This window comes from Metabacillus litoralis (genome assembly GCF_007994985.1).
Taxonomy (GTDB): domain Bacteria; phylum Bacillota; class Bacilli; order Bacillales; family Bacillaceae; genus Metabacillus; species Metabacillus litoralis.
Genome location: NZ_VOQF01000005.1, coordinates 362,449 through 388,268, shown reverse-complemented (window position 1 = coordinate 388,268; position 25,820 = coordinate 362,449). Strand labels below are relative to the sequence as shown.

Here is a 25,820-nt window from a genome sequence, read left to right as displayed (position 1 = left end):
TTCTTCTCATCTCAAATAATCTGCAAAAATCTCTATTATAATTTAATAAACAAAAAGGATGACCTTATTAAGACCATCCCACATGTACTATTAATTTACTGGTTTGAAAGCAGATACAGGACCTAATTCATTTTCAATGTATGTACGGACTTTTTTAGGAAATTCAGTTAAGTGATCTTCTTGTTCTGAGTAAACAGCTAATAAATCATCATAATTTATTTGAAGATAATCCTGAACAAGTATTTTTCTTAGGCCAATTAGTTTTTTTAGTCCATTTGATTCAGAGTCATTTACAACTTTTTCGTCTAATAAGATGTCAATTATATCTTCATAGCTACCAGGATCACGCATAATGAAGCCATCAATCATCGAATTTCCCACATCTATAATTGTTTCAATTGTCATGTGACAAATTCTTTCTAACGCGGCTTTTTCTATAGAACTTTCCCAAGAAGGTTGACTTCTAAATAATTTTATCTGATCTTCTAAATAAATCAATTTTGCCTCAATATCTTCCCGATCAACAAAATACACTTTCAATCACCATCCCTAATTATAAAGCTACTCTTCCTTTTTCTAATGTTCCAGGCTTAGCATAAAAATATCCCTGTGCCAAATCAACTTGATTCCTCATAAGTACGTCAGCTTCTTCTTTCTTTTCAATTCCCTCAGCGACAACTAAAGAACCTGTTTCCTTTGCAATTAGGATAAGTCCTTTTAGCATTGATTCTTTAACGGTATTTGTATCAATATCTTGGATAACCGAACGATCAATTTTAATAATATCTGGAAGAATCTCACTAATAGTATGCAAGCTAGAATATCCTGCTCCAGTATCATCTACAGCGATCCTAAAGCCCATCTTGCGTAATTCCTTTATATTATCATGGAAGAATGTTAAACCATCAATAGAATCTCTTTCTGTCACCTCAAAGATCATTTTATTTGGCAAAATATCTTCATAGCGCTTTAAAAGCTTTTCAAGCGCTGGAATAAACCGTTTATTTCCTAATGTAATAGGTGTGAAATTCAAAAACACATCATCACGACAACCTACTCGACCAATCATTTGAAAAGCCTTCTCTAAAACCAATAATTCAAGGTCGTATATTAAGTTTGATTGCCTAGCAAGAGAAAAGAGCTGTAAAGGATTTTCAAGTGACGTGTTTTTCGGACCTCTTGTCAAAAATTCCCAAGCTTTAATCTGCTTTGTAGCTAAATCAATAATTGGTTGAGCTAATAAAGTGATTTCTCGTTTTTGAATGATATCTCGCATTTCTAATAGGGTTTCTATATAGCGTGATTGTATACGCTTTTCTGCCATAGCTACAGCCTGCTGCTGTGCTGTATATAGTGCGTCTTGTGTTGAACCGTCATTTTTTTCAACAAACATATAGCCTATTTCAAATGTCTGATTAAAATATGGATACTTCGCATACATCCATCTTTCAAGTTTCGGGGTTAGAATTCTAAGCATATTTTCAATATGTACTACACTTTGTTTCTCATCATGTATTTTTAAGAATACTGTTAATCCTTCATTATAATAGTCATGTACTACTAAAAGATCTTCACTATATGATGATTCCTCAAAGATATGTTGGAATCCTATTTTTATTTCGTTTTTATATTCTTCAAGTTGTTTTGGTTCGAACTGTTGTGAAAATTCGCGGATATTAGAAATAGATACAACAATAACAGCAACCTGTTGGCCACTATTCATTGCATGATATACTCCTTCAAACACGGGGTCTCTAAGTACAAATTTAGGAGGATAATATCTTAACTTACGCTGTGGATAAAAAAGCTTACTCCACTTTTTTACTCTCCTATAATTCTTATTCCAAAATCCACTATTCATAAGTACTCAACCCTTCTGGCATTCACCTTTACGTATTCATATTTTATCACAAAATTTTATCATTCGACTTATTTCTTGGTAAATTTTATTTTTCCCGAGAAATTTGTCTAAAAATCATCGAAAAGATTTTTTATTATTCCTTATGATAAAATGAGATTAGGTTAATCAATGGTAGAAAATAGTATCTATAGGAGCGATATTATGTCAGAAAGATTTTTTTTGTACGATGACACAGTGGAAACGAAGACGAGATTTGTTAGTTTTATGGGGAAAAATCAACGCTTTGATTTAGCAATTATTCAAAGTGATCGATATTACGGTAAACAAATCGTTCTCGACATTCAAGGAAATCGCTTTGCCATTATTGGTGAAGATGACTTGAAAGAACCGGGATATTTAGAATTTGCATACAAGCTTAATAAGGAAGACGCTGAAGAACTTCGTGATTTTTTATATCAGATTGTTTAACATGTATTTCAATCATCATTCCTGTAAAACCTAAGTTTAAGGTAGGTGAAGGTAATGGATGATAAAGAACAAGAAACATATACCGATTTTTCAAATGTAGAAACAATGAGAAACTTTTTAGTTCCAGAGCAGCTTCCGGAAGGTCCTTACGGATCACCCAGGGGAAAAAATGAACCAGTTTTCAATAAAAGTACACCGTGGCAGGAAGGTCAACGGTACTATAGTGCTTTTAACTATGAAAATAAATCTCTTCATCAAAATTTAGAAAGACAAGATGCCCCAGCGCATCCTACACATGATGATCCTAATAAAAATGAAGAACCACCATATACTTCTAAATAGGTGTATTTGAATTAGTTTCAAGATGTTATGAGGCTGGGACATAATTAAAGAAATCATTCAAAAAGACGTATAAATCTAAATTGAGTAAAGCTGAAAGAAATAAATTCGTTCCATTGCGCTGCAGACACTCGCTTTCCACGGGGAGGAAGCTGAGCCTCCACGGCATGCCTGCGGGGTCTCAGCCTTTCCTCAATTCCCGTAGGAGTCGAGTGTCTTCCGCTCCATTTCACTAGTTCTTAAAAATAGTATGCTAAATCAAAAAACTGCTAATAAAAACCCGAATTATTAGGCGAATGTTTAATTGACATATCACCTAATAATACGGGTTTTTCATTAGCTTAAATACTTATGTCCCATCCTCTTTTTTTCTTATAAATTTATAGACACCAACTGCAAAACCGCAATTTCACTTTACTTCGATTTTTAAGATGATCGGCGATTCTGTGGATTTATCGGCGATTTTCGATATTTATCAGCGATCCTACAAAATCCGACAAAGAAACATCCTTATTTTTTTACCTTCTTTAACACAAAATAAGCACAACCAAAATTACAGTATTCATAAATATATTCATCCAAAGTGCTAATTTTAGTATCATAAGTTGCTTTTTGATTTTGATCATCAAAAAAACCTCTAAGTCTTAATTGGCTATATCCCCAATCTCCTACAATAAAATCATACTTGTTTAGGATATCGCTATATCTTTCTTTGAAGGCTTCTTCATTAAAACCATCTTTTTCTTCTCTTATCAATTCAAAATTCTGATTTTGAACAACAATCATGTTTTTTCACCTCGTCATATTCCTTATTCTATTACCTTTATCATAATCTAATCAATCACAACCATCAATTACTAAGAAAATTTATCTTATCTTTGGTAATGATAAGGTTGAGGAGGTGCTAATATTGATAAAAACAAAATTAGCAATAGGTGTAATTGGGTTATCATTATTAACTGCTTGTCAGTATGGAGCTGAAGAGGAAAACTCTCTTTTTCATCAAAGTGGTAATACATTAAATGTACATGATCGCCCGGAACTTTACAATGAAGAAGGTATGCCAAATGCTAACGATAATGATGCTAATTTCGGATTTGTAAGACATCAAAAAAGTGGCATTCCTCAAGATGTTACCTATACAAAAACACCAGGTTTAGATCGTGAACAAGTTGCAAACACAATAAGCAGTTTAGCTGTTCAACTTCCTAACGTAGAGGATGTTGCCACTTTAGTAACAGATGAGGAAGTACTTGTGGCCTATAATACAGATTCAGAAGATCGCTTTGAAACGGCAGATCAAGTAAAAAAGACTGCCTTATCTGCAATCCCAAGGTACTATCACGTTTACGTTTCAGATAATCCTAATATGATTCAGCAAATTGAGGCATATAGTCCACTCGATTCTACAAGCCGTGATATTGATGAAATTATCACTAAAACCATCAATAAAATGCTTGAATCTCCACAAGGTCGTGCACTTAATACAGGAGAAAATGCCAATGGTGAAGGCTACGGAGAGATGAACGAAGAAATCGATGACGATATGAAAGATCAATACGAAAAATCTCGCTATAAAAAAGAACAAATGCAATAAAAAGCGCAAGACTGGAGCTTAGTTTCTAAAAAGAAAAAAGGAAGAGCACTCCTCTTCCTTTTTTCCTACATATTATGCATGTGCTTGTTTTTGTTTTGCTGCTGCGTTTACTTGCTCATCTGCATGATAAGATGAACGAACTAACGGACCTGCCTCACAATGGCTAAACCCTTTGCTTAAAGCAATTTCACGTAATTCTGCAAATTCATCAGGATGATAGTATTTTTGAACTTTTAAATGTTTTTTTGTTGGTTGTAGATATTGACCTATTGTCATAATATCTACATCATTAGCTCTTAAATCATCCATTGTTTCAATGATTTGTTCTTTTGTTTCACCAAGTCCGATCATAAGGCTTGATTTTGTTGGAATTTGTGGTTGCATTTCTTTTGCACGTTTAAGTACTTCTAATGATCGATCATATTTAGCACGTGCACGAACTCTTGGTGTTAGTTCACGAACTGTTTCAATATTATGATTCAAGATATCAGGCTTAGCATCCATTAACATTTTTAAATTATCGTAATCTCCACCCATGTCTGATGGCAATACTTCAATTGTTGTAAATGGACTTTTACGTCGGATTGCTCGGACAGTTTCAGCAAATACCTGTGCGCCACCATCCTTTAAGTCATCGCGTGCTACAGCTGTAACAACAGCATGTTTTAAATTCATAAGTGCAACAGAGTCTGCTACACGTTCTGGCTCAGCTAAGTCAAGCTCTGTTGGTAATCCTGTTTTAACAGCGCAGAAGCGACAAGCACGTGTACAAACAGCTCCTAAGATCATAAATGTAGCTGTACGACGAACAGCCCAGCACTCATGAATATTAGGACATTTTGCTTCTTCACATACAGTATTAAGATTCTTTTCCCTCATTAGCTTTTTCAAATCTGTATAGTTCTCGTTTGTGTTTAACTTTATCTTCAACCATTCTGGCTTACGCAAATATTCTTCTTTTTTCGCCATCTGATTCAACTCCATTACATTATCTAAGATTTATCCCAAAGGCAGTTTTCGTAAACTTTGTTACTATAAGAACAAAAGGAAACAACCCTGTATCAAGTCTAGTGTCATCTTTTCTTTTTAGAATCGAACCTTTGATACAATAAAAACACTGTTTTCGTCAGTTATTTGGTCAAATAGCAGCAATCTTTCAGAAAAGAGCCATACCAAAAGAGATAATCAGAACATTTTCCATATACGTTACCACTTTAACATAAGCACTCAAGTGGGACAAGAGAAAGGGTCCTTTGTAATTTCTAACATTTTCTATTAATTAAATTCCTAACAAGAACCAAACTATAAAAAGAATAGTAAATCGATCAGCACTACTAAATTCTAAAGTTTTGTTTGAAAGGAGCTCATTACTGTGCATAAAGCAATAACCAGTGTCATCATCTTTATGGTGATTAGTTTATCAGCACAAACTTTAACATATGGTGCTGAAACAAATCAGGAAGAAGACGAAAAAAAGCTAATGAGCTTATATACAAAGGTTGAAGCTATAACAAATATCCCTTGGTATGTGTTAGCAGCTGTGGATCAGTATGAAAGAAATGTGCGCCATTCACGAAAAGACATTCCGAAAGCTGAGGGATTAATCGAGATTTTCATTAAGCCTGAGGTATGGGCAGGTCCATTAAATCCAAATAAAGAAGATAAAAATCCAAGAAGCATCGGATTATTTGGCGGAATTGGTGAAGACGGTGATGGTGATGACCTTGCTGAGCTAACTAATGACGAAGATGTACTTTATTCATTCGCTAATTACCTACGATCTTATGGAACTGATATGGAAAACTTAAAAATTGGTTTATGGGATTACTATCAACGAGATAAAACAGTAGGAATTATATTAGGGCATATGAAGTTATATAAAAAGTTTGGTCATTTAAATTTAGCTCAGCATTCCTTTCCTGTTCCTTTAAACCATAATTATAGTTATAAAAACACTTGGGGTGATGCAAGAGGCTGGGGTGGAAGAAGAATTCATGAAGGAACTGATATTTTTGCTAACTATGGTGTTCCTGTGAAATCCACCTGCTATGGAGTAATAGAAATGAAGGGCTGGAACCGATTTGGTGGTTGGAGAGTAGGAATTCGTGATATTGATAATACCTACCACTACTTTGCTCACCTAAATGGTTTTGCTGATGGTTTGCAAACTGGACAAATCGTTGAACCTGGACAGCTTATTGGATCTGTAGGAAGCTCAGGTTACGGTCCTCCTGGTACTTCAGGTAAGTTTCCTCCACATTTGCATTATGGACTTTATAAAGACAATGGAAGAACTGAATGGTCATTTGATCCTTTTCCACATTTAAAATCATGGGAACGAGCTGAAAGGCAAAAAAAGAAATAAGCAAATTAAACATTTAGGCTGTATTAATAAACTATATAAAGGGTTATAGGTTAGGTTGATTTCCGCTACAGGATGCTCGCTTTCCGCGAGGCGGGCGGTGAGCTTCCTCTGCGCACGGCGCCTGTGGGATCTCACCTGTCCCGCTGCTCCCGCTGGAGTCTCGCACATTTCACTCCAATCAACCCTAAATAGTTTAGTGCGTAGACGAACTATAAAAAACAACAATTCCTTTTGAAAAAGAGCCAAAATATAAAAAGAAGAGGCAGATGTTCTCCGCCTCTTCCTAAAAATTATTTTTGTTTTGCTTTGATCACAGCATTCGTAATACTTGCAGCCATTCCGCCCCAGATAATAACCATACCGATAACCATCATTGCAATCGCGCTTCCACTCATTACTGTGATACCCCCTTAGATGATGATGTTGTCGTTGAATTTGCTCTTTTCTTAATTGTAAATAATACTCCAACTAAAATTGCGCCAATCGCAACTGTCCAACCCCAACTGAATAAGAACTCACGTGGATATCCTTCATACTCAGTTGTTAAGTTCGTACGTAAGTTATCAAACATCATATATCCTAATACAACTGGTGTAATTAATCCTAAACAAACTCTCCACCAAGTTCCAAGTTGAATATCTGACATTGAATTAGCATGTGATTGAAGATTTTTCAATTCTTTCGCAAACCAAGCAATTGCAATTACCTCAAATAGTCCAGCTAAAGCTACACCAAATTGATTGATAAAGTAATCCGCTGCATCAAGGAAGAATAGTCCACCTTGTGTTGCAAAAACTAATGAAAGTAACGCTGAAGCCCCTCCACCAATTACAACTGCTTTCACACGAGAAATTTTGAATTTCTCTTGAACACCTGCAACAAATGTTTCAACAATAGAAATAAGTGATGATAGCCCTGCAAGTACTAATGATCCGAAGAATAAGAAACCAAACAGCTCATTAAACGCTGGGAATTCATTAATAATTTGTGGAAAAACAACAAATGCTAATCCTACTCCTGCAGAAACAACTTCACTTACAGGAACACCTTGTTGTGCCGCCATAAATCCTAATGCACTAAATACTCCAATACCTGCTAATAATTCAAATGCAGAGTTACTGAAACCTGTGATAAATGCATTGTTTGTAATATCTGATTTCTTTGGTAGGTAACTTGAATAAGTAATCATAATAGCAAAAGCAATAGATAAACTAAAGAAAATCTGACCGTATGCTGCTACCCAAACCTTTCCATCAGTAATCTTACTCCAATCAGGCTTAAAGAATGCATCCAAACCTGCTGCTGCTCCTTCTAAAGTTAACGCTCTAATTACGATAATAGTAAATAAAATAACTAATGCTGGAATAAAGATTTTATTTGCAACTTCGATACCTTTTTTAACACCTGCAAAAAGAACACCTAATGTAACAGCCCAAACAATTACTAGTGGTATTAATACTCCAGGAACTAAACTTCCGAAATCACCAATTGCACCGCCATCTAAGTCAATACGATTTAAGTAATCTCCCATTAAGAAGCCGCCTGTATCTTCTCCCCAACTTAGGTTAAACGAAAAGACTGAGTAGGACATTGCCCAAGCTATAATAACGGCATAGTAAGTAGAAATAACGAATGCTACCGCAACCTGCCACCAACCAATCCATTCTGAGCCTTTACTTAATCTTCCTAATGACATCGGAGCAGATCCACGGTACTTATGACCGATTGTAAACTCCATAACTAGTAACGGAATACCAGCTGTTAATAAAGCAAATAAATATGGAATGAAGAATGCTCCTCCACCATTTTCATAAGCTGTTGCTGGGAATCTCCAAATATTACCTAAACCAACTGCAGAACCAACGGCTGCTAAAATAAAGCCTGCCCTTGTCCCCCACTGTGGACGATTTTCCATGTTTTTTCCTCCTTTTACTTTATCATCTTAAATGATAGAACAATTTGAAATAATCTAATATTCTGATTATTTTTTATAATCTATACATAGTATATATGGACATTTTGCCTATGTCTATATAAAATTTTGAAAAAATACTATTTTAGTATGATATTTCAGAATATTCCTATTTATAGGAAATAATTATAAAAAAATTTGTTCTATTTTTCCTTTTTGTTGTAAAGTTCAACAAAATATCTCTCTTCACTACTGCTTTTACCTATTAACGAAATAAATATTTCCGAGGGATTTCTTGATAACCGATAGCGAAACTATTATTTCTATAATAATAAAATAGTAGTTGAGTAAACTAATCAGTTCCACTAAAGGTGCAAACAGTCAAATAACTTATTGTACTTTTTAAAAAACCACGAAGGAATTACATATGAGTAATAACATTGATACAGCTGGTCATTTTTGATTTAGATACTTTTGCTTATTTTATAGGTTAAAAGTAAAACCTAGTTCGCTTCATTTCGCTCCAGACACTTGCTTTCCACGGGGAGGAAGCTGAGTCTCCTCGCCTTCGGCTGCGGGGTCTCAGCCTTTCCTCTACCTCCCGTAGGAGTCAAGTGTCTGCCGCTCCATTCCACTAAGTTCATCAAACTTTTAATTTCCAAAAAATATTTTTTGAGGTATTTCAAATACATCAACCATTGAACTTTTTTATTTGTTTCTTACATCTTCTAATTCAACATTAGAAAAACTAAGAAACTATCAGTTAATTCTAATAGATTAAAAAAAGAAACTCAATTCATCAACAATAATAAAAGGCGTGAATTCGAATGTGAATTCACGCCTAAAATTGTGATTTACTTTGTTGCACCCTGAATTTTTATGCGACTTTGGATTTTTTTGCAAAGATAAAAATAAAACCGACTAATAAAACAGCAACAACAATAAATCCTACTAAACTACTTCCTGTAATTCCTAGAGCTAAATATCCAACTGCAGCAAAAGCTCCACCTATTAATGCATATGGAAGTTGTGTTAGTACATGGTCAATATGATGGCTTCCTGCCCCTGTTGATGACAAGATTGTCGTATCAGAAATTGGTGAACAATGATCTCCTAAAACAGAACCAGCAAGAACCGCTGCCATTGCAGGCAATAGCATATTAATATCTGTAGCAGCCGTTATTTCTCCAGCAATAGGTAGCATGATTCCAAAAGTCCCCCATGATGTTCCTGTTGCAAAAGCCATAAATGCTCCTAATGCAAACATAACGACTGGAAGATATGAGAGATTTAAATCAGATTTTTCAACAATTCCCGCTAAATATTCACCAGTCTCTAATTGACCTATTAGATCAACAATAACCCATGCAAACATTAAGATATAAATGGCCGGTAACATGGACTTTATTCCTTCTTTAATAGCTAAAGGAAAATAACTTCCCTTGATTCCTTTAGAAAAGAATAAAAGAATCGTAATAGCAAGACCAAATAAACCACCATATAAAAGTGATGTAGACACATCCGTATTTTCAAAAATAGCAAGAATATTTACTTCAGCTTTATCTTCTACCGCTGAATATCCTGTATATAACATCGATGAAACAGTCCCAATAATTAACGCTAAAATTGGCCAAACAAGATTACTAATTGTTCCTTTATCACTAGAAGGTAGATCCTCTTTCATTTCACCTAACACTTCTTTTTCTGGATCCACAACTTGTCCAGTTTTCATTGCACGTTCTTCATGAACCTTCATACTACCAAGATTAATATTGAAATACGCTACTGCAAAAACAAGTACAAGTGCTGCGAATACATAATAGTTCATCGGAACCATGGTCATAAACGCACCTAGTGGTGAGTATTCAGTTACACCATGTGTTGTTAAAATTGTTGCAATCATCGCAATGATGTAAGCACCCCAGCTAGAAATAGGTGATACAACACAAACTGGTGCAGAAGTTGAATCAATAATATAGGCAAGCTTCGCACGAGATACCTTTTGACGATCAGTAATTGGACGACTAACTTGTCCTACTGCAAGTGCATTAAAATAATCATCAATAAAAATAAGAATTCCAAGTAAAGCTGCTGTAAATTGTGCACCTACACGAGTTTTCACACGCTTTTGTGCCCATTCACCAAATGCTCGGCTTCCTCCAGAGATAGAAATAAGTGCTGTAATCATTCCCAAAATAAGTAAAAATAGAATAATATAAACATTCCATGTATTTAACTCACCATCTGAAATAAAAATAGCTTTAATAGCGTCAAGTATTGCCATTCCAGACTTTACAATAGAAAATTCCTTTAAAATTAACGCTGCTGATACAATTCCAACACCTAAAGAAAGTAACACCCTTCTCGTTAAAATTACCATTATAATAGCAATTAAAGGTGGGACAATAGATAAAATAGTTCCTGACATGATGTATAAAGCCTCCCTAAAAATATAGAAGGGCCATCCTGATGCTATGGTAAAGTTGTTTTTATATATTGTTAATTATATAAATGTCCTTTTTGGGATTTCACTTCGAAAAAATGAACATAAAAAAGAGTAACGATAGAAAATAACTATCATTACTCTTTTTGAATAATGTCATGTTATCCTCCATCCCGATCAGTAGCCCTCCATTATAGAATAACTATAATGACAGTATTACTCTTATTTAAAGTAATACCAATAAATGATACCAGACAAGTACTCATTCACTTCGGCAATAAACCCTTTTCAATATGGTCATCGTTGTCATCCTCACATATTGTACTAATGTTTATTGCTCCTCTACCTCATCTTGAGATAAGGTGGTTTGGTCATATTAGATTTTCAACATTTTATAGTTTATCAAATAAGGTACATCATGACAACTATTCAACTTTTGGTAATTCAATAGCCGGAGTATCTTTGCCACTATTATTATAGTACTGTGGAACATCACCTGGCTCGAGAATATCTATAACTGGAACAGTGTTTGTGATCGTTATTTTTTCAGTAGCGAATGGTATAACAACCTGAACAGTTACTTCAACAAATATCGATACTTGATGATTAGCACTATTAATTCCATATTCCTTTGTTGTTTGTTTTACATCAGTATGTACATCACCAATTAAATAAAACCGAATCGGAATATCAGGACCTAACGTACTTAAAATAGCATTATCAGTTATTTGACCTAATGGAATAGAATAAACAATGCCATGATCTAATTCCATCTCTTGACTTCCCTTTTTTGTGCTATGGAAATTTTCCTTTTCTATTTCCTCAAGCTTTGATGTGATATTATCTGTCACTTTCCTGTGGATATTATTTACAGTACTAGCATTAAAGGTGATCATATTAATTTTTCCGTTTTTATCCTTATCTGTTAAAACTAACGTCTCTGCTTGACCCGTATTTATGACCTCTTCTTTTACTGCCTCCTGAATAATCGTTGTTGCAACAGAGGAGGCCTCAAGATTAGCGATTCTAAGCAAAGTTGGTTTGATTTCTTTATTTACAACCCAAAAACTACCTGCGGTTAAAATAATAAAAATAACCAATGTTAGCAATAACACATATCGAAAAGGCAAAGGTCCTCTACGAGGGCGGCGACGACCGAAATATTTAGCCAAAATTAATCCCTCCTTTACAAGCTATGTTTATGCATGTAAGGAGGGATGTACGCATCATTTTCTAAGATTATTTAGATTTATTTATTGAACATGTATAGGAGACAACCACTAACGGTCCCCCCTTACAACATCTTAAGTAAAGCATCTTTTCCTTTTGTACCCACAGTTATTCCACGATTTTCAGCTTCATAGGTAACAGATTCAAGTGGAGCTTCTAATAGTTGTTCAATTGTTCTCACACCTACTGCCCGACCAGCGATAATTCCTCGATCTTTTAATTTTTCATTTAAAAGCCCAACATCAAGTGCACCACACATGATATATCCTTTATCAGTTGTAATGGCCATAAAATTTGTTTTAGGCAAAGCAACCGTAATCGCAGTAAATTGTTTTCCTTCAATCGTAACAGGTGTCATTGTAACCATTTAATAACTACACTCCTTTCTTCATATATCTTTATGACATATGAACAAATTTGTGTAGTTATTCGTCTAACTTTTTATTTGGTATTTACCTAGCTTCCATGCTAAAACATCACGTAACAACTCAGGCATATAAAATATCTTCTTTTCAGCATGGCTAATCTCTGGATATAATGGACCTAATGTAAACATATCGATCGTAGCAACTGCATATAAGCGGTCTGGATCTATGGTTTGGTTCTTGATAAGAATTTCTGTAACATGCTTCTTTCCATCACTTAATAACTCAGTTTTTACTATAATCCCATCAAAAACCATTCTCCCCATGACTTTTCCACGAAATCCTAATCCTTTTAACTGTAATTGCTCCATTTTTTCATCTCTTGATTGGAGAATAACCTCTTTTAATACGTCTCCCTTTAAATAGACTTTACAAGGATTAATTGGATGAGGACAAATATGGTGAATATTCTTTCTTGTTACAGGTCCCTTTTGTAAGGATTCTAGTAATATACCTGAATTAACCATTGCGACTTCTCCATCACACCACTCCCTTATTGCCGTTACTAAAAGGTGTGGAAAGGGTGAATCGTTAAACCAATCTACTGAAAGCTCTTGATCTAATACTCCAATTTCTTCAGAAAGTATTTGTTCGCTTTCATCATAAAGATGATTGAGAAATAATGCTGTTTCTTTGCAGATAGCATGTAATTCTATAGTCGAAAAAAGCTCTGCTTTTTTTTCTAGTAACTGCTTGTTTGAAGTATCAATTCCAATTGAAATATAGCCAATATACTGCCCATATTTTCCTGCACCTGCTACTAGTGTTGAATTTATTTTTTTACCTTTTTGTAAAACGTGATGTGTATGTCCCCCAATAATAATATCAATATCAGGAAAATCATCAGCAATACGCTCATCATCCGTTATTCCTAAATGTGAGAGTAACACAATCATATCTGCCTGCCCTTTTATTTCCTGGATCACTTCTAGTAAACTTTCAAATGGATCCTTCACCTTCCAGCCAAGAAGCTCATAGAACTTTTCATAAAAGACTGTTACTCCTAGAAAAGCTACTCTATACCCATTCTTGAGTGTCTTTATTTCATAGGGTATAACCCATTCAGGACGTTCTCCATGCTCGGTATAAAAGTTTGAAATGATTACTGAAAATTCAGCTTCACGGTATAATTCGTTTAAATCTTCGTGAGCAAATGTGATTCCTTCATTGTTTCCAATGGTAACGGCATTATAATGAAGTTGATTTAACAACGAAACATTTGCTTTTCCTTTTGTTGCCTCTGTAATTGGATGGAATCGATCAGCATGATCACCAATATCCACAAGTAACATTTCCTCATTATCTAGTTCATGAAGCTTCTTTCTATCTTGTAAAAATCGAACAATTTTAGGCCAATTTTCAAAATGACTATGTAAATCATTTGTATGATAAAGGTGTATGGTTTCTATCATTTGTCTCTCTCCTTAGACTTAGACTATCTTGATTGATATTACCGATTAAAAGATCAGCCTAAGAAACCTTCATATATTAACTTTAAGCCAGCAATAACCAGTACAACTCGTAGTAGATTTACAACTGTTTTCCCTTTTAATTTTGAGTTAATAATCGCTCCAAATCTTCCACCAAACCATGCACCTGGTATAAGTATTGCGGCATATAACCAATTGATATTACCTAATGTAATATGTGTAATTGAACTAATTGTAGCAGATAAAAAGATGATAAACATGGAAGTTGCAACCGCTATATGTGGTGGAAACATAAACAATAAAATCATGGCAGGTACCATAAGAGCTCCTCCACCTATTCCGAATAAACCTGAAATAAACCCAACAACAAAGGCTATTATGATTCCTGAAACAGGTTTAAAAGAATAAAATTGTTCCTTTCCTTCTTGATTTATATAGGAACGGCTGATTGTTTTACCGGTTTTTTGCTTCATTTTAGGTAATTTTTCTTTGATCATTAATAGAATTGATACAACAATCATAAACAATCCGAACCAAATTGAAAATGTTGTTGTGTTAAAAAATTTATTAACATAAGCACCTAAAATCCCACCAGGACCGCTTCCAATAAAGAAGATTAACCCACTTTTATAATCAACTTTCTTATACTTCATATAAGTTAATGTTGAGGAAAGACCCGTGAAAATAACGACAAGTAGAGATGTACCAACTGCAACCTGTGGTGAAACATCAGCAAATCCAGAAAAATATGTTCCTAATGAGAGCAACATTGGAACAACAATAATGCCGCCACCTAAACCAACTAAACTGCCAAGTGTACCAGCAGCGATTCCAACTACTAATAAAATAATCCATTCCACAGTATTCTATCTCTCCTCATCAGGAAACAAGCTTAATTGTTTTTCTGCTAAACCGGAATATGTTATATCAAGAATATTGATCATCATTTTTGCATTTGCTGCAGCATCTCCACCAGAATTATTATTAAACAGCATATAGATATTTTTTGAATGGTTTCGCAGAGTTTCAAGATTCTCCTTCCACGTCTCTAACTCCTCCTGATTATAGCGATACAAATATCTAACATCTCTCCAATCCTCACCTGAAGCTGGTTTATTCCACCCATGTACATTTCTTCCATGTAACCGGACAAGCGTTTTGTTAGGATCAGTTGGTTGTAAGACTGTTGGTATCGACCTCATTCCAGCCTGTGGCTCATCAACAATACTATGTATCCATTTTTCTGATCCCATGAACTGTAATGTTTTTTCGTAATAGGCAGGTGAAAACCATGATCTGTTACGAAATTCAAGAGCTACGTCTAAGTCTCCTAATTGATCTCGACACCATTTCAAATATTCAACATTTTCCTTTGTACAGTCATACCATGGTGGAAATTGAAATAGAACCATTGCAAGTTTATTCTGAGCTTTTAGAGGCTCTACAGATTTAATAAATGCACTGAACATTTCCTCCTTAGTAGTAAAAGGAAGCTCTCCATGAAGATGCCCAGTCATTCCTTGATATGCTTTTGGTATAAATTGAAAATTTTCAGGAGTTTCTTTTAGCCATTTTCTGATATTGCGTTCTGGCTGAATCGCATAAAAGCTAGCATCAATTTCAACAGTAGGAAAATGTGCAGCGTATTCTTGTAGTTTTTTTGATGTATTTGTTGTAGCTGAGTAGAGAGAATCATGATCACCCCAGCCAGTTAACCCGATTTGAATTGTTGACAAAAAAATCATCCTCTATACTAGTATGAAACAATCGTCTTTTTTCATAAAGGCTGTTTTGTTGCTTATAAATACCCGCAGAAAACAGCATTGTATTAAGTCTAGTGGCATCTTTTCTTCACAAAAAAGAGCCTTTATGCGAAAAAACACTGTTTCTACTGCATATTTTGGTTAGTTAGCAACAACCTTTCAGAAAAGAGCCTTTATAAAATAGGCTATTTCCTCATTTAAGGTGAATAAAGCAGTATTCTTACTCGAAAAAGATTTCTTCACATAGAGTATAATAAATCTACTATAACATGACTGAAAAAGGATATCACACATGACAGGATTTATAGGATTAAAATAGAAAAAGGGACTGACATTTTTCTGTCAGTCCCTTTTTCATTATATTTATATTAACCGATTGAACCTTCCATCTCGAACTTGATTAGACGGTTCATCTCAACTGCATATTCCATTGGAAGTTCTTTTGTAAATGGCTCGATAAAGCCCATTACGATCATTTCAGTTGCTTCTTCTTCTGAGATACCACGACTCATTAGATAGAATAATTGCTCTTCTGATACTTTTGAAACCTTAGCTTCGTGCTCAAGAGAGATATTATCGTTCATGATTTCATTATATGGAATTGTGTCTGATGTAGACTGGTTATCCATAATAAGAGTATCACATTCGATATTTGATCTTGCTCCGTCTGCTTTACGACCAAAGTGTACGATTCCTCTATATGTTACTTTACCACCTTGTTTAGAGATCGATTTAGAAACGATAGTAGAAGATGTATTTGGCGCTAAGTGAATCATTTTTGCACCTGCATCCTGATGCTGACCTTTACCAGCGATTGCAATAGATAATGTCATACCACGTGCACCTTCACCTTTAAGGATAACTGCAGGATATTTCATTGTAAGTTTAGATCCGATGTTTCCATCGATCCATTCCATTGTTGCATTTGACTCACAAACAGCACGCTTTGTAACTAAGTTAAACACGTTGTTTGCCCAGTTTTGAATTGTCGTATAACGGCAATAGCCGCCATCCTTAACGATGATTTCAACAACAGCACTATGAAGAGAGTTTGTTGTATAAACTGGTGCCGTACATCCTTCAACATAATGTACATGAGCGCCTTCGTCAACAATAATAAGTGTACGTTCAAACTGACCCATGTTTTCAGAGTTAATACGGAAATAAGCTTGTAATGGCGTATCAACTTTAATACCTTTAGGTACATAGATGAATGAACCACCAGACCATACAGCTGAATTTAGTGCAGAAAACTTATTATCAGTGGGTGGAATGATTTTACCAAAGTGCTCACGGAAAATATCTTCATTTTCTTTTAGAGCAGTATCTGTATCTTTGAAAACAATACCAAGATCCTCAAGATCTTCTTTCATGTTGTGATACACAACTTCTGATTCGTACTGTGCTGATACACCAGCCAAGTATTTTTGTTCTGCTTCTGGAATACCAAGTTTATCAAACGTGTTTTTGATCTCCTCTGGTACTTCATCCCATGAACGCTCAGATTTTTCTGATGGCTTTACATAATACGTAATTTCATCAAAATTAAGTTCTGCCATATCACCGCCCCATTGAGGCATTGGCATATTGTAGAAATGCTCTAGAGATTTCAAACGAAAATCTAGCATCCATTGTGGTTCCTTTTTCATGCGAGAAATTTCCTCAACGATTTCTTTCGTTAATCCTCGCGCTGAACGGAAGATGGAAACATCTTTGTCAGCAAACCCATATTTATAATCGCCGATTTCAGGTGCTTTTTTTGCCATCTACATTCACTCCTATTCATTTGGATTTAAGGATTTCTCCTTATTCGTTACTATTATTAACGCCCTTTTCCATAGCCTTCCAAGCTAATGTGGCACATTTAATTCGAGCTGGAAACTTTGCAACACCTTGAAGTGATTCTATATCACCTAAATCAATATCTTCATCATACTCTTTACCAAGCATCATATTAGAGAAAATTTCAGAAAGCTTTAATGCTTTTTCAAGTGATTTTCCCTTAATAGCTTGAGTCATCATTGAAGCCGATGACATTGATATCGAGCAACCTTCTCCTTCAAACTTCGCATCCTTTACAATATCATCTTCTATATCTAGTGTAAGGCGAATGCGATCACCACAGGTAGGGTTATTCATATCAATTGTTAAACTATCATCAAGAATACCTTTATTTCTAGGATTCTTATAATGATCCATAATGACTTGACGATACAGTGTGTCAAGATTAACATGATTAGACATTACTGAAGTACTCCTTTGTTTTAATGATACCAGCAACTAGTTTATCAATTTCTTCTTCAGTATTATAAAGATAAAAACTAGCTCTAGCTGTAGCAGAAACCTTTAGCCACTTCATTAAAGGCTGTGCACAATGATGACCTGCACGAACAGCAATCCCTTCAGCATCTAAAACCGTTGCAACATCATGTGGGTGTACATCCTCAATATTGAAGGTTACTAATCCTGCACGATGCTTAGGTCCATAAATTGTTAAACCTTCTACTTGACTCATTTTATCCATAGCATATTGTGCAAGCTTATGCTCATGAGCTTCAATGTTCTCTAAACCAACTTGCTCTAGAAAATCTATTGCTGCACCAAGTCCTATAGCACCAGCAATAATAGGTGTTCCAGCTTCAAACTTCCATGGAAGCTCTTTCCATGTTGATTCTTGTAAGCCTACAAAATCAATCATTTCTCCACCAAATTCTACTGGCTCCATTTTCTCAAGAAGCTGCTTTTTACCGTATAAAGCACCAATCCCTGTAGGACCACCCATTTTATGACCTGAAAATGCAAAGAAGTCACAATCTAAATCTTGAACATCAATCTTCATATGTGGCGTACTTTGCGCTCCATCCACAGCCATAATAGCTCCATGCTTGTGGGCAATTTCAGCAATTTCTTTAATTGGGTTGATTGTACCAAGAACATTTGAAACCTGCATAACAGACACAATTTTCGTATGAGATGTTACTGTTTCTTCAACATCCTTTAAATCAATTGTTCCGTCTTCTTGTAGTGGGATATATTTTAAAGTAGCTCCCGTTAGTTTCGCTACTTGTTGCCAAGGAATAACATTTGCATGATGTTCCATATAGGTGATCACAATTTCATCACCTTTTTTCACATTTGCTAAGCCATAACTTTGGGCAACTATATTTAATGCAGTTGTAGCACCTCGAGTAAAGATAATTTCTTGAGTCGATTTTGCCCCAATGAATTTTCTTACCTTTTCGCGTGCACCCTCATAACCATCAGTAGCTTTTGTACCTAATGTATGCACTCCTCTGTGAACATTAGAATTATATTCACGATAATAAGTAGATAATGCATCAATTACGGCTAGTGGCTTTTGAGAGGTAGCAGCACTATCTAGGTAGACTAAGTCTCGACCGTTTACCTGTTGGTCAAGGATAGGAAAGTGTTTCCGAATATCAACGATATCCATTATTGAACTTTCCTTTCGATAACCTCAACCAGTTGCTTTTTCACACCTTCAATTGGAAGCACTTTTACAACAGGTGCCAAGAAACCGTGAATAACAAGGCGCTCTGCTTCTACTTTCGTAATTCCACGACTCATCAAATAGTAAAGCTGTAATGGATCAACACGACCAACAGATGCAGCATGTCCTGCTGTTACATCATCTTCATCAATTAACAGAATTGGATTTGCATCTCCACGAGCTTTTTCACTTAACATTAAAACGCGTGATTCTTGAACTGCATTGGATTTAGAAGCACCATGCTCAATTTTCCCAATACCGTTAAAGATAGATGAAGCACTATCCTTCATAACTCCATGCTTTAAAATATAGCCCTCAGAGTTTTTACCAAAATGTACTACCTTAGTTGTGAAATTTTGTTTTTGCTCTCCACGACCAACAACAACAGATTTAGTATCACCGTAAGAACCATCGCCCATAAGATTCGTCACATTTTCAGAAATCGTGTCGCCATCATTCATTAAGCCAAGTGCCCATTCAATTCTAGCATCACGTCCTGCTACACCGCGACGGTTAACATAAGTTGTAATTCCTTTATCTAATGTATCAACAGCACCATATGTTACACGAGCATTTGTATTTGCAAATACTTCAGTGATAATATTGAATACTCCTTCAACATCCGTAACAGTAGAAATATAGTTTTCTACATATGTTAATGAACTATTATCATCTGCAACAACGATTACGTGATTGAATAATGTCGTATTTGGATTATCATGAACAAAAATGGTTTGAATAGGTTCAGAAACCTCAACATTTTTGGGTACATAGACGAATACTCCACCATTTAATAGTGCTGCATGTAAAGCTGTTAAACGATGTTCATCAACCTTTACACCATCTGTCATAAAGTATTTTTTTACTAAATCCGAATGCTCACTTGCAGCAGTATGAATATCAGTAAAAATAACACCCTTATCCTTTAATTCACTTGAAAGTGATGTATATGCAGGTGTGTTATTTACTTGTACATATAAATTATTATTTGTTGACTCAACATCAACTAATGCTTTTACATCATCATGTAATTCATCTAAGGAATTTAATTTATCACTTTTAACCACATGCTCGTTAAATTGAGTAAAATTCCATTTATCGATTTTCGTTTTATCCGGTCTTGGCATTGGAAGATCCTCAACTTTAACAAGAGCTTGTAAGCGAAGATCTGTAAGCCAATCCGGTTCTCCAAGCTGCTTTGAATAGCTTGTGACATAATCCTGATTGAAAGTTTTCGTTTCCATACGTCTTACCTCCCCTTACGCTTAAGCTTCTTGCCCAACAGTTTCGTCATCAATACCTAGTTCTTGTTTAATCCAATCATAACCTTCTGCTTCTAGACGTTGTGCTAATTCAGGACCACCTGATTTCACAACACGACCTTGCATCATAACGTGAACTTTATCAGGAGTAATATAGTTTAATAAACGCTGATAGTGAGTGATCATTAAACAACCAAATTCTTCGTTTCTCATTTTATTGATACCTTTTGCAACTACTTTTAACGCATCAATATCTAGACCAGAATCAATTTCATCTAAAATTGCAATTTTTGGCTCAATCATCATTAATTGAAGAATTTCATTGCGTTTTTTCTCTCCACCAGAGAATCCTTCATTTAAATAACGTTGTGCCATGTCCGGATCCATATCTAGCTCTTCCATGTTCGCATCCATTTTACGAATAAACTTCATTAGTGAAATCTCTTCGCCTTCCTCTCGACGAGCATTAATAGAAGAACGTAAGAAATCAGCATTTGTTACACCACTGATTTCACTTGGGTACTGCATAGCTAAGAATAAACCTGCGCGTCCACGCTCGTCTACTTCCATTTCAAGAACATCTTCACCATCAAGTGTGATACTACCTTTTGTTACTTCATACTTCGGGTGACCCATTATTGCTGATGATAAAGTTGATTTACCTGTTCCGTTAGGTCCCATAATTGCATGGAACTCTCCGCCGTTTATTTCAAGATTTACACCTTTTAAAATTTCCTTGCCGTCAATTTCAACGTGTAAATCCTTAATGATTAATGTAGAACCTGCCATGACTATACCTCCATAATATATAAAGTTTACTAATTCTCATTTTATTCTCATTCTAATATTATAACAAATGAAAAGTGAACACAACCTTTTGGGATTATGTCGATTAATGTCTACTAATAAACACACCTTAAAAAGATCCTGAAACTTCAAGCATTTCTAAGAGAGACACTTGTTTTATGTTATGATCTTTTCATAAATAATGTTTCTATCATATGTATATAGAGAAATTAGCTTTTTCTACTATATAACATAATGCTAAACGATTCTACTTTCTCAACCTAGTTTATTTTTTGCTTTTAATAGAAAATCATGCTACTTAATTATTTAGAAAGAATTTACAAATCCCTATTTAATCTAAAGGCTCTGTTAAACTTTGTTGTTGATTTCTTATACGCATTCGCTTTCCCGGGAAAAAAGTACCTTTTTTCCTAGGGAAAGAATAAGGTCAATTCTTCCTAGGGAGCCTCCTTTGTAAGCTGCGCGCCTGTGGTTCTCACTTTGCCACGCTCGTCTAAGCAGGAGTCTCATATATTCACCTCCAATCAACATAGTTGCTAAAAATCAACTTTAAAGCTTTAAAATAGCCCATCTAAAAGAAAAAACCAGCCATATAATTGACTGGTTTTTTGCGAATATATACGACATTTATCTATGCATTTTTCTTTCGATATCTGCATGAATTAACTGACTCTTACGATATTCTTCCTCACGACTTTTCTCAATTTCCATTCTTTTATCATGCTTCATTGCATATTCAGCATAACCTACACCATGGCGTTGATGCATTGCCTTTTCCATTTCAGTTGTGTAGTTAAGATCTAGAATTTCTTGATTCGATTGAATAATGAACCAATCCTTTCAGCTTATTATTTATTATGGTAATAAGCTTATCAAGAATATTCAAACTACTCAAAGCTCGTAAGATTATGTGACAAACGATAAAGAGTTATATTCGAGCAATTTCCGGGCTCAAATAAGAGATATGCAAAATTCCTCGAATTTCCTCATGTATTCTTCTAATTTTCATTTTTTTTAGGCTGTTTTAACAAATTTATTCTCGTGAATACAGGCTTACTGTTTTAATTGATTTAGTTCTACAATACATTCTTGCACAAGAGTTACAGCCTGACTCATGGCTGCACCACCACCAAATGCTGCAGTAACACCAATTGTTTCCAGAATTTCCTCTTCATTAGCTCCATTATCTAAACAGCCTTTTGTATGATAAATCATACAATATTCGTCTTGAGCATTTATCGCAATCCCTAGAGCAATCAAATGTTTTTCCTTTTTGGAAAGAGTTCCTTCCATAAAACAAGCTTCAGTAAAAGCATTATAATGGCTCGCAATTTCAGGCATTTTTTGAGTAAATAAGCCTAATCCACTTTTATATTCGTGTAAAGCAGCTTCTGTTGAATTTCTTGGTTCAAAGTGTTCCATTTTATCAAGCAGCTCCTCTTCATAATTTTCATCAGTTTTAGTATGCATATTTCATCTGATAGTATACGAAGGTGCTAATTTATACATAAAAAAATGAAGGTGTCCAAAACACCTTCATTTTGCTATTTGTTTATATCGTTTTATTCATTAACAGGTAAAACTGATCCTGGATATTTACTGTTAATAAATTCTTTGATGTCTTGTGATTTTAAAACTTCAACTAATGCTTTAATTTCTTCTTTATCTTCGTCACCTTTTTTAACAACAATAATATTAGCGTAAGGGTTATTTTCGCCGACTTCTAATGCAATTGCATCTTCTGCTGGATTTAAACCAGCTGCTAAAGCATAATTACCATTGATAATAACAGCATCACCTTCGTTATTTTCATACGCACTAGCTAACATCTCAGGTGCTACACTGTCTTCAATTACAAGATTTTTCTCATTTTCAACAATATCATCTATTGTTGCATTAATTTTTTCAACACTTTCATCTAACTTGATTAATCCTTTTTCCTCTAAAAGAGATAAAACACGTCCCATTTCTGCAACGTTATTACTTATGATAATTTTTGCTCCTTCTGGTAACTCTTCGATTGATTTATAATCATTTGAATAAACACCGAAAGGCTCGATATGAATAGCACCTACATTTTGTAGATCAAAATCGTTTTCTTTGTTGGCATTATCTAAATAAGGTACATGTTGGAAGTAATTCGCATCAAGATCACCTTCTGCTAATGCAGGATTGATTAGTGGGTAATCAGAAAATTCTTCTATATCAAGTTCAATTCCTTTTTCAGCTAATAACGGTTTTGCTTCTTCTAAAATTTCTGCATGAGGAACAGTTGTCGCCCCAATTTTTATTGTTTTTGCTTGGTTATTACCTTCTGTAGCCTCATTTGTTTCATTTTCTCCACCACAAGCAGCTAAAACAAAAGCTAAACTTGCTAATACTATTGATAAAATTAATTTTTTCATCAAATTTTCCTCCTAACGTTTGTCTAACATTTTTACTATAATATCTCCAATGATCTGGATGATAAAAACGATGATTAAAATAAAGATTGTTGCAATAATTGTTACTTCAAAGTTATTACGTTGGAATCCTTCACGGTAAGCAAGATCACCTAATCCACCTGCTCCTACAACACCAGCCATAGCCGTATAACCTACTAAAGCAATAGCAGTAACAGTTATACCTGAAACAATTGCAGGCATTGACTCTGGTAAAAGCACCTTCCACATAATTGTAGAGGTTTTAGCACCCATAGATTTTGCAGCCTCAATAACTCCTTTATCTACTTCTCGTAAAGCAAGTTCTACCATTCTAGCATAGAAAGGGGCAGCTCCAATAATCAGAGCAGGTAGTGCAGCATCTGCACCTAAAATGGTTCCCATTACTAATTTAGTAAATGGTAATAGTAGAATAACCAAAATAATAAATGGAATTGAACGGAAAATATTTACTACACTTGAAAGTACCGTATTCAATATACGGTTATCCCATATATTGCCCTTAGCGGTTAAAAATAATAAAAGACCTAAAATTATACCAAGAATAAATGTAATACCTACCGAAATTCCAGTCATATAAACTGTTTCGTACGTAGCTTCCCAAACCTTTTCCCATTTAACATTAGAGAGAACTGTATCAAGCATTCACCAGCACCTCCACTTCTACTTCATGTTCTTTTATGAATGTAACTGCTCGTTCAACCTCATTTGTTTCACCATCAACATGTAAAAACAAAGTCCCATACGAGCCACTTTGCGTTTGTGAGATTTTCCCTTGAAGAATATTCACTTCAATATCAAAGGCTCTAATAATGTTTGTTATTAAGGGCAGTTCAGTTCCTTTACCTACAAAAGTAAGCTGAAGAACTTTACCTGAATGGTAATTTTCCAGTATGTGACTTATTGCATCTTTCGTTTCATCTGGTTCAGATATTTGTTTTACAAACCTTTTTGTAATGTTTTCTTTAGGATGTTTAAATACATCAAGTACATTACCTTGTTCAACAACCTCACCATTTTCCATTACAGCAACTCGATGGCAGATCTTACGGATAACATGCATTTCATGTGTAATCAGCACAATCGTTAAACCTAGACGTTCATTAATATCTACAAGTAAATCTAAAATAGAATCAGTTGTTTCTGGATCAAGAGCTGAAGTTGCTTCATCACATAATAAAACTTTAGGATTATTTGCTAATGCCCTAGCAATTCCAACACGTTGCTTTTGACCACCGCTTAGTTGTGCAGGGTATGCATCTTCTCGTCCTTCAAGACCCACTAATTTAATTAGTTCATCAACACGTTTTCTTCGCGCATAACTTTTCACTCCAGCTATTTCTAGGGGAAACGCGATATTTTCTCTAACTGTTCGAGACCATAATAAATTAAAATGTTGAAAAATCATGCTGATTTCTTGACGAGCTTTTCTTAATTTCCCACCACTTATTGCATTAATTTGATTTCCGGCTACATGTACTTCTCCACTAGTTGGTTTTTCCAAACCGTTTAATAGACGAATTAATGAACTTTTTCCGGCACCACTATAGCCTATTATTCCGAAAATTTCACCTTTAGTTATCTCTAAGTTAACGTTATTAACTGCTGTTACATGACCTGTTTTTGTTTCGTAGGTTTTATTTAGAGATTTTAATGAAATCATAATGTCACCTTCTTTCTTATTTCTCGTTTTCAGGTAATTAAAAAACCTTTCTGCTCATGAGCAGAAAGGCATAATAAAAGACCTTTCTCTCATCTTACAAAGCAATAGCTTTGTGTGAATTGGCACCATTTCAACAATTGTTGATGGTTGCCGGGTTTCATAGGGCACTTCCCTCCACCTCTCTTGATAAGAGACAAACATATATAATTAAATTCAGATAGTTTTTTTAGATATTTTTAAATACGAGTGTGATTGTATCATGTGATTTTTACTACTGTCAATCAATAATAATCACATTCAAAA

26 protein-coding genes and 2 riboswitches are annotated in these 25,820 nt (G+C 34.8%); of the genes, 4 read left to right on the top strand and 22 right to left on the bottom strand.

Annotated features, from left to right (window positions below):
* Positions 1–90: 90 nt before the first annotated feature.
* A complete protein-coding gene (locus FS935_RS09910; protein ID WP_146948443.1) occupies positions 91–534 on the bottom strand; it encodes a DUF86 domain-containing protein in 444 nt (147 codons plus the stop codon).
* 19 nt (positions 535–553) lie between these two features.
* A complete protein-coding gene (locus FS935_RS09905; protein WP_240050875.1) occupies positions 554–1,723 on the bottom strand; it encodes an EAL domain-containing protein in 1,170 nt (389 codons plus the stop codon).
* Between the two features lie 339 nt (positions 1,724–2,062).
* Between FS935_RS09905 and FS935_RS09900 the strand changes: the two genes are divergently transcribed.
* Both FS935_RS09900 and FS935_RS09895 read left to right on the top strand, forming a co-directional pair.
* Entirely contained in the window at positions 2,063–2,329 is a 267-nt protein-coding gene (locus FS935_RS09900; protein WP_146948048.1) for a DUF3055 domain-containing protein, read from the top strand.
* 54 nt (positions 2,330–2,383) lie between these two features.
* Positions 2,384–2,671, top strand: a complete 288-nt coding sequence (locus tag FS935_RS09895) for a cytosolic protein (RefSeq protein ID WP_146948046.1) — start codon at positions 2,384–2,386, stop codon at positions 2,669–2,671.
* A gap of 507 nt (positions 2,672–3,178) precedes the next feature.
* Here the strand turns inward: FS935_RS09895 and FS935_RS09890 are convergent.
* Entirely contained in the window at positions 3,179–3,454 is a 276-nt protein-coding gene (locus FS935_RS09890; RefSeq protein WP_146948044.1) for a YutD family protein, read from the bottom strand.
* Between the two features lie 124 nt (positions 3,455–3,578).
* On the opposite strand from FS935_RS09890, the gene FS935_RS09885 reads away from it, so the two are divergent.
* Positions 3,579–4,265, top strand: a complete 687-nt coding sequence (locus tag FS935_RS09885) for a YhcN/YlaJ family sporulation lipoprotein (protein ID WP_146948042.1) — start codon at positions 3,579–3,581, stop codon at positions 4,263–4,265.
* Positions 4,266–4,337: 72 nt separating this feature from the next.
* On the opposite strand, the gene lipA is transcribed toward FS935_RS09885, so the two are convergent.
* Entirely contained in the window at positions 4,338–5,249 is a 912-nt protein-coding gene (gene lipA, locus FS935_RS09880; protein WP_275580339.1) for a lipoyl synthase, read from the bottom strand.
* A gap of 421 nt (positions 5,250–5,670) precedes the next feature.
* On the opposite strand from lipA, the gene FS935_RS09875 reads away from it, so the two are divergent.
* A complete protein-coding gene (locus tag FS935_RS09875; RefSeq protein WP_146948441.1) occupies positions 5,671–6,630 on the top strand; it encodes a M23 family metallopeptidase in 960 nt (319 codons plus the stop codon).
* 290 nt (positions 6,631–6,920) lie between these two features.
* Here FS935_RS09875 and FS935_RS09870 read toward each other — a convergent pair whose 3' ends face one another.
* The 18 genes from FS935_RS09870 to FS935_RS09790 all read right to left on the bottom strand — a co-directional run bounded on the left by FS935_RS09870 (position 6,921) and on the right by FS935_RS09790 (position 25,517).
* A complete protein-coding gene (locus FS935_RS09870; protein WP_146948038.1) occupies positions 6,921–7,025 on the bottom strand; it encodes a methionine/alanine import family NSS transporter small subunit in 105 nt (34 codons plus the stop codon).
* Positions 7,025–8,545: a sodium-dependent transporter gene (locus tag FS935_RS09865; RefSeq protein ID WP_146948036.1), complete on the bottom strand. Its 1,521-nt coding sequence runs from the start codon at positions 8,543–8,545 to the stop codon at positions 7,025–7,027. The genes FS935_RS09870 and FS935_RS09865 overlap by 1 nt, the downstream gene beginning before the upstream one ends.
* Positions 8,546–9,419: 874 nt before the next feature.
* Positions 9,420–10,970: a Na+/H+ antiporter NhaC family protein gene (locus tag FS935_RS09860; protein WP_146948035.1), complete on the bottom strand. Its 1,551-nt coding sequence runs from the start codon at positions 10,968–10,970 to the stop codon at positions 9,420–9,422.
* A gap of 188 nt (positions 10,971–11,158) precedes the next feature.
* A riboswitch (Lysine riboswitch) is annotated at positions 11,159–11,338 on the bottom strand.
* A gap of 72 nt (positions 11,339–11,410) precedes the next feature.
* A complete protein-coding gene (gene yunB / locus FS935_RS09855) occupies positions 11,411–12,157 on the bottom strand; it encodes a sporulation protein YunB (protein ID WP_158638584.1) in 747 nt (248 codons plus the stop codon).
* A 122-nt stretch (positions 12,158–12,279) separates the two neighbouring features.
* Positions 12,280–12,582, bottom strand: coding sequence for a YunC family protein (locus FS935_RS09850; RefSeq protein ID WP_146948031.1), 303 nt, complete (start codon positions 12,580–12,582; stop codon positions 12,280–12,282).
* Between the two features lie 66 nt (positions 12,583–12,648).
* On the bottom strand, positions 12,649–14,052 hold the full coding sequence (locus FS935_RS09845) for a bifunctional metallophosphatase/5'-nucleotidase (protein ID WP_146948029.1): 1,404 nt from the start codon (positions 14,050–14,052) through the stop codon (positions 12,649–12,651).
* A gap of 53 nt (positions 14,053–14,105) precedes the next feature.
* The gene (locus FS935_RS09840) at positions 14,106–14,930 is read right to left on the bottom strand and encodes a sulfite exporter TauE/SafE family protein (RefSeq protein ID WP_146948027.1); all 825 of its coding nucleotides are present in this window, start codon (positions 14,928–14,930) and stop codon (positions 14,106–14,108) included.
* A 6-nt stretch (positions 14,931–14,936) separates the two neighbouring features.
* On the bottom strand, positions 14,937–15,806 hold the full coding sequence (locus tag FS935_RS09835) for a DUF72 domain-containing protein (protein WP_240050874.1): 870 nt from the start codon (positions 15,804–15,806) through the stop codon (positions 14,937–14,939).
* 395 nt (positions 15,807–16,201) lie between these two features.
* The gene (sufB, locus tag FS935_RS09830; protein ID WP_146948023.1) at positions 16,202–17,599 is read right to left on the bottom strand and encodes a Fe-S cluster assembly protein SufB; all 1,398 of its coding nucleotides are present in this window, start codon (positions 17,597–17,599) and stop codon (positions 16,202–16,204) included.
* A gap of 40 nt (positions 17,600–17,639) precedes the next feature.
* Positions 17,640–18,077 (bottom strand): Fe-S cluster assembly sulfur transfer protein SufU, encoded by a 438-nt coding sequence (gene sufU, locus FS935_RS09825; RefSeq protein ID WP_146948021.1) that lies wholly within the window; start codon positions 18,075–18,077, stop codon positions 17,640–17,642.
* On the bottom strand, positions 18,070–19,287 hold the full coding sequence (locus tag FS935_RS09820; RefSeq protein WP_146948019.1) for a cysteine desulfurase: 1,218 nt from the start codon (positions 19,285–19,287) through the stop codon (positions 18,070–18,072). The genes sufU and FS935_RS09820 overlap by 8 nt, the downstream gene beginning before the upstream one ends.
* On the bottom strand, positions 19,287–20,588 hold the full coding sequence (sufD, locus tag FS935_RS09815) for a Fe-S cluster assembly protein SufD (RefSeq protein ID WP_146948017.1): 1,302 nt from the start codon (positions 20,586–20,588) through the stop codon (positions 19,287–19,289). The genes FS935_RS09820 and sufD overlap by 1 nt, the downstream gene beginning before the upstream one ends.
* A 21-nt stretch (positions 20,589–20,609) precedes the next feature.
* Positions 20,610–21,395, bottom strand: a complete 786-nt coding sequence (gene sufC, locus FS935_RS09810) for a Fe-S cluster assembly ATPase SufC (RefSeq protein ID WP_146948015.1) — start codon at positions 21,393–21,395, stop codon at positions 20,610–20,612.
* A gap of 645 nt (positions 21,396–22,040) precedes the next feature.
* The gene (locus FS935_RS23635) at positions 22,041–22,181 is read right to left on the bottom strand and encodes a YuzK family famiily protein (RefSeq protein ID WP_168714476.1); all 141 of its coding nucleotides are present in this window, start codon (positions 22,179–22,181) and stop codon (positions 22,041–22,043) included.
* Positions 22,182–22,466: 285 nt separating this feature from the next.
* The gene (locus tag FS935_RS09805; RefSeq protein ID WP_146948439.1) at positions 22,467–22,835 is read right to left on the bottom strand and encodes a carboxymuconolactone decarboxylase family protein; all 369 of its coding nucleotides are present in this window, start codon (positions 22,833–22,835) and stop codon (positions 22,467–22,469) included.
* 140 nt (positions 22,836–22,975) lie between these two features.
* Complete coding sequence (locus FS935_RS09800; RefSeq protein WP_146948013.1) at positions 22,976–23,818, bottom strand: MetQ/NlpA family ABC transporter substrate-binding protein; 843 nt, start codon at positions 23,816–23,818, stop codon at positions 22,976–22,978.
* 12 nt (positions 23,819–23,830) lie between these two features.
* Positions 23,831–24,499 carry a methionine ABC transporter permease gene (locus FS935_RS09795; RefSeq protein ID WP_146948011.1) on the bottom strand — a complete coding sequence of 223 codons (669 nt, stop codon included), beginning with the start codon at positions 24,497–24,499 and terminating at the stop codon, positions 23,831–23,833.
* Entirely contained in the window at positions 24,492–25,517 is a 1,026-nt protein-coding gene (locus FS935_RS09790; protein WP_146948009.1) for a methionine ABC transporter ATP-binding protein, read from the bottom strand. Before FS935_RS09790 ends, FS935_RS09795 begins: the two co-directional genes overlap by 8 nt.
* Positions 25,518–25,603: 86 nt before the next feature.
* A riboswitch (SAM riboswitch) is annotated at positions 25,604–25,710 on the bottom strand.
* Positions 25,711–25,820: the final 110 nt, after the last annotated feature.